The organism is Pseudovibrio axinellae (assembly GCF_900110875.1).
GTDB classification, from domain to species: Bacteria; Pseudomonadota; Alphaproteobacteria; order Rhizobiales; family Stappiaceae; genus Pseudovibrio; species Pseudovibrio axinellae.
Genome location: NZ_FOFM01000037.1, coordinates 1 through 6,965 on the forward strand (window position 1 = coordinate 1; position 6,965 = coordinate 6,965).

General features: G+C 51.3%; 1 pseudogene. It reads left to right on the plus strand.

The window, feature by feature from the left end:
* Positions 1–924 precede the first annotated feature (924 nt).
* Positions 925–6,965, plus strand: a pseudogene (locus tag BMZ51_RS22715) (hypothetical protein); the annotation flags it as partial.

Here is a 6,965-nt window from a genome sequence, read left to right on the forward strand (position 1 = left end):
GGGTCACAAGCGGTCATTCGGGTGTTTCCATTATGAGTTGAGACACGTCCAACTGAAGGCTTCTACAGTCGCTCTTATTGACGATCTGGAAATACCCGACTGACCAATACCTGCCATTCGATCAAACTCTAGGCCCGTCTGGTCAGTGCCTGACTTCAATCGTAAATTGATCTTGGTCAGCTTGTTACAGACTGACCATTACTGACATCGGGTCTGATCCGGAGCAGAGCAAATGCGCAACCCCAGGTCAATCTCTTTCAACTTATTGCTAAGGGCTCAAACTAATCCTTGTCTGAAATTTGAATAAATAGATGAGTTTTTTATGTGCTTATTCCGAGCTCACCGCACTTTTGACAAAATGGTTGCACGGATATTTTTATGGTTGTATGCGTGATGCTTACTGCAATCATGAGGTCTTTCATGTCCCACAAGTATGATGAGCCTAGCCACCATAATCTCTCCAAAAAACACTACCGCTTCACTACTTGGTCAACCAATATTGTGAGCTCTCGGCAACGCGGTGATATGACGACATGGGGCAGCAGCAATCTTGCTCAGATGTGGCTTGTTACACATAGCCCTTCACGGGGCGCTCAACACAGTTAGACCGATCTGGTCCTCGAGGTCCGTCAAATCCTTGGCATCTCGTATTTGCTGGTTTTATGGCAGACGCAAGGCTTTATGCTCTCCCTCGCTCGTTTGCTGCAGGTCAAATTGCAGATACGAAACTTTCTCACGCGATCTCGCCGGGCAGCTGGATTTCCACTTACCAAACGATCATTACTAACCGGTTTGTGAGCCTAATTGGCGGGCGGGAGCAGACATTGAGAAGTCCTTGCCCCAAGCAACAGGGTTGAGGCACTGCATTCAATCATTTTTGAATTCGAAGTCTGGTAACCTTCGAATAATATAGGAATTTATACCATGAGTTATTTTAGCGATGCATATGATAGTATTAGAGATTTCGCAGGAAGTATATCTGATAGTTTAAGTGATTTCGCAGGAAGCGTATCTGATAGTTTAAGTAATTTTACTAGTCGAGCCAGCGACGGTCTCAACAGTTTAGCTAGTGGAATTACGGAGGGGATTAGCAGTTTTGTCGGTGGGGTCGTTGAGAGTATTGGCGATGTTTTTAGTGGTGCGGCTGAAAGTGTTGGGAACTTCTTAAGCACTGCCAATGAGAGTTTTAACAGTTTTGTTTCTGATACTGTTGCAGGGGTTGGTAATTTAGTCTCTGGTTTCGCGGATGGAATAGGAAGTGCCTTTCAAGGTGCTGCCAGTTTTGTCAATGACGCCTTTCTTGCTCCCGTCGGGAGCGCAATATCTGGCCTTATGCAAGGTCCTGAAGCTGCACTAAAAGCCGATATAGAAGCTGCACTAAAAGCCGATATAACTGCCGTGCCAAAAGCGGAATTAGCCGTTCGTGTGTTTTTCTCCAGGCTGTCATATTTTGATGCCGCAGCACTTCAAGAAAAATATCCTGAGCTCTTCGAAAAGTATGAAATCAAGGATTTTTCAAGTCTCGTGGACTATCCTGCCCATCAAGCAGCCCTTCTAATCACGGAAAAAGCGACCGGGAAACTAACCATTGCTCCTCGTGGAACAGATGATTGGACTTCAATGGATGCGTACGACAATCTCATCGGTCTTGGGTTGGGGGTTGGAACCCAAGCGGCGCGCGCAATCGCTGATTATGCCCAGAAGCACTACGAGGCAACAGGCCAGAAAATTGATATCGCGGGCCATTCGATGGGTGGCGGTATTGCAGAGGAGGTCGGACGGTTAGCCCCAGATGCGGTTGGAGAGATTACGAATGTGCAGGGACCATCACTCACAGAATCCATTGGTCCAATACCCACTCTTATTGGGCTCAAGACACTTGCTAATTACATGTCAGGGGCGTCAATACCTGAAGTAACTCGAGTGACATCGCTTGGTACTGTAGATAATCCAACGACACTGGCGCAAGGCATACTGGATTCCACTGGGAACATATTTATGCGTCCCAATGACTACGCAATACCTGTTGGGACCCACAACTCTTTAGATGCTGCCAATTATTTCAAGGATGAACTGGATGCCTTAGGGCTCCACGTTATGCCTATAATTCTGGACCTGAATGGTAATGGGTTGGAAGTTACTGGGCTCGGGAAGTCTGATATCTTTATAGACGCCGATGGGAGTGGGTTGCTTCACCGCACGGCCTGGGCCGCTGCTGGAGATGGGGTCTTATTCTTTGATCCTGATGGCCGCAACGCCATTACGGAACAGCGCCAGTTCGTGTTTACCGAATGGGATCCTACGGCCACCAGTGACATGGAAGCGCTCGCATCGGTCTTTGACAGTAATGGCGATGGGGTCTTGAGTGCTGCAGATGAGGACTTTGACAAGTTTAAGGTTCTTGTGACCAATGCGGACGGTTCACAGACGGTTAAAACTCTTACAGAATTGGGAATTACAGAACTCGGCTTGCGGGCTGACGCCAGCAATATAGAGCTGAGTGACGGTTCGATAATTACCGGAAAAGCAACCTTCACATGGGCAGATGGATCCACCGGTACGCTTGGGGATGTGATGCTAGTATCCGAAGGGCAAGGCTATCGGGTAGAGCAAGTTGAAACTGTTGATGCTGCAGGTACGCGCCATGTGAGCATCACGACATTTGCAGAAAATGGTGCTGTTGCCTACCGTATTTTCACCGAAACGTCTCATGACGGCCTGTCAAAGAACTTGAGCTATGACGACAATGGCGATGGAGTAATTGATCGGATCCAAACGATTGAGAGAGTTTTTAAGGCCGATGGAAACCGGGTGGAAACAGAAACCCACTGGCAAGGTGCTGATGCGGCCAGTGCTGTCTTAACGGCACGGACAGTCATAACCAGAAGCGTTGATGGCACCCTTGAAATCATCGAGCGAGATGCCACCGGTGGCGGCTGGTTCAGTGTGCGCGAAGTACGCACGACTGCTGATGATGGCAGCCAGACATTTGTGGTCAGCCAGCTTGCCATGGACGGCTCGGTGATCTCCAGCGGCAGCGAGACGGTAACGGCGGATGGGTCCGTGCGTGCTGATGGTGTTGATGTGGATGGTGACGGTGCGGCCGATACTGTGGAGACCCATAGGATCACCACAAAAGCCAATGGCAGCCGGACCGAAACCATGACTACAACGAACCAGGACGGCTCGCAGCGTTCCCACATCAGCGAAAATGTGAGTGCAGATGGCCGCTCCAAGGAAATCCTTCGTGATCTTGATGGCGACGGCGACATCGATGTTCGTGAGAGTCTGATAATCCAAGTAGCCAGCACCGGGGCATCGACGTCAACAATACAGGTCCTCAATGGTGATGGATCGCTCCGAAACATGTCCACGACCACGCAGTCAGAGGATGCACTTTCCAACACCACGCTCACTGATTTGGATGGCGATGGTGATATTGATCTGACCACCGAGGATATCACCACTGTCAATGCTGATGGTAGCCGGGAACAGATAGTGAGTGAGCTTAATGGTGACGGCTCTGTACGCTCAACCTCCAAACAAACCCTCGGCGCTGACAAGGTCAGCCAGGAGACCTGGGTGGATCTGAACCAGAATGGGAGTTTTGAAGCAAGCGAACTTGTGTCATCAGTCGTGTCTGACACTTCAACTCAGGATCGAATTGCCAGCGTCTGGACCCGCAATGCAGATGGATCCATCAACGCAAAAACACTCTCTACCACCAGTGCTGATGGCCTGCATACGGTGATGGAAACCGATAGCGACGGTGATGGCGACACGGATGTCTCTGTCACAGATAGCACCGCAATCGATGCTCAAGGGGCCGCGACACGGACCATTACCACGCGCAATCAGGATGGGTCATTGCGGGCTGTGACCACTGTGGTCACCAGTGCCGATGGTTTGACTACGACCACCACAATGGATGTGGATGGAGATGGTCAGATTGAAGAAAAAACTGTCGAAACGCTAGGGCTTGAAGCTGATGGTGGTACGACCTTGAGTTCATCAACCTATGCCGGTGATGGAACCTCGCGACTCGCGCAGACGGTGGTCGAGGAGACCGCTGACCGCCGGACACAAACGATCTCTGCAGATTTCGACGGAGACGGCAGTGCGAATAGTGTCTCGCTTCAAAAACAAGCGAGCGATGGCTCCATTACCTTAACCGAAACAACCTACGCCAATGATGGCACCGTGCTTAGTCAATCGGTTGCCAACACCAGTGCTAATGGTCTTGTCTCCAGCACGCAAAGCGATCTGGACGGAGATGGGGCCATGGATGTGAGCGTGCGCAGCACAACCACACTCCATGCCGATGGCAGCCAGACAACCGTTCAGCAAACGCGAAATGCTGATAACACCTTGCGCAGTGCAAGCTCAGTCACGGTTAGCGATGATGGATTGGAGACAGTCACACGAACCGATCAGAACGGGGATGGAACCGAGGAGCGGGTGGTTGAGGACCTGACCGTTCTTGAACAGGATGGTAGCACCACAAGAACGGTGGAGACACAAGCTGCAGATGGTGACCTGCTGGGCCGGAGCCAAACGCAAGTCAGTGATGATCAACTGACCACCACCATCAAGACCGATGCGGATGGTGATGGGGCTTATGATCTCATTGAGAGCACGACGAGTGTCCTTCACAGCGACGGGTCGATACTCACAACCAGTGAACTGCGCGATGCCTTCGGTGAATTGCGCAATAGGTCGATGCAGAGTGTTTCTGATAATGGCCGTTCGGTAGTCTCTGAGAAAGATTCCAACGGCGACGGTAAAACGGATACTGTGACAACGCAAACCATTGCCGATAACGGTACTACTGAGAGCGTAACTCAGAAGCAGGACGCCGATGGCATTCTTCAGAGCCAGAGCCGGACGGTGTCCAGTGCCAATGGTCTTGACGGCACAACGCAGAGTGATCGAGACGGTGACGGTACTTTTGAGAGTATTTCTGAAACGCAGCAGGCCCTGAATGCCAACGGGTCTACAACCAGCACCACGACAATGAGCGGAGAAGATGGTACTCTATGGAACCGTACAGTTTCAACGATCAGCGATGACGGCCTGTCATCAACACGCCAGGAAGACAACAACGGCGACGGCGTGACGGACAGGACGCAAACCACGACCACCGTTATTGCGCCGGACGGCTCCCGGACCACCACAGTCAATGTGAGTGCTGCTGATGGCTCGCTGCAGTCAAAAACCGTTGAGACTGTCAGCGGTAATGGCAACGAACGTACTCGCACGGTAGATACCGACGGCAATGGCGTGAACGATGAAGTAATCACTACTGTGATCAGCGACGATGGCGTCACCACGACAACACGCTCCACCTATTCTGAAACCGGTGCCTTGCTTTCCAAGACCACAGGCACCTCGAGCGGCAATGGTCTGGAAACAACACTTGCGTTTGATCTTGACGGCAATGGTACAACCGATCGCAGCCTAGAGGATGTCACGGTCCTTGCTGCTGACGGTAGCCGTATGCGCAGTTTTACCCACCAAAGTGGTCAGGGTGATGTACTGGCACGGGAGAACTATGAGACCTCAGGAGATGGTCAGACGGTTACCACGCGTACAGACCGTGATGGTGATGGTTCCTATGAAAGCCAAACAACCCGTGTGACCACTTTTGCCAATAGTGGGGAAGTTTCTAAGGTCTCAACGACGAAAGATGAGCATGGCAACACCGTCGCCTCTTCTACCCAGACCACGAGTGGTAACGGACTGGAGATCACGCAGACCACAGACTTTGACGGCGATGGCACCACCAACAGAACAACTGAGCGTGAGCATGGGGCTGCTGGCGGCAGTACCCAGACCGTAAAGTTGTTCGCAGAAGGCGGGGACTTACTGCGGGAAGTCGTTTCTGTGACCAGTGAGGATAACCGCACGCAAACAATCACTCTTGACCTTGATGGTGATGGTGCAATTGATCAAAAGACCCTCACCCAGATCGATTTGAGCGACAACCAGACAACAACCCACTCACAGCTGTTGGCAGATGGGTCAACGGCTTCTACTGTGACTCAGACTTTATCTGCCAACGGGGCGGAGCAAAGCTATACCTTTGACCTTGATGGCGACGGCAGCGCCGAGATTACCCGCAGCACAACTGTGTCCTATGATGCCTCCGGCAGTGAGGTTCGTGTCTTTGAAGAAAACTATGGCGAAAACCTGCACTACGCCAGCGAAACGGTAACCTCGGCAAACGGGCTGACAAAAACGACCTCTATCGATTCCAATGGTGACGGCAAAACGGATATCACCGTTGAATATGAAACCATCCTGCATGAGGATGGTAGTTCAACCTTCAGCAGTAGCGACCGCCTAGAAGACGGAACTTTACGCTCAAGCTTCACGGGAACGGTGAGCTCTGATGGCCGCACCGTGACAAAGACCTATGATTTTGACGGCGATGCCAAAAAAGACAAAACGGAAGTAACAAAAGTACTGGCAGATGGTAGCAGTACGGTCACTGAAACCGCCTACGACGAAAACGGCACCGTCCTGAAAACTGCAATTACGACCACTTCTTCTGATGGTTTGACGACGACGACCCTGCGCGATGGCGTTACGCAGACGTTCACGCATTCTGTTTTGAAGGATGGCAGCTACACCTGGGACAACGGCGTTATAGCCTCTGCAACAGACACAAACATCAAGGTCTCTCATGAAATTGATGCTATGGGCATGGAAACATGGAGCATGGAGGAAACCAAAGGCGGCACGACAAGTGTCACAACGCGGCGCCTTGATAATCAGGCCAAGGCGAGACTGCTGGAGGAAGCAGCACAGCTTTACGATACAGTCCTTGATCGGGATTTGGATCCCAGTGAAATTGAGGTGCTGGTCCGCTATGTGGAAGAGGGGCAGCTTAAGCTAACCGAACTGGCCAATGTGCTATTGGACACCGCAGAGTATCAGACCCGCTATGGTACACTGACGGACGT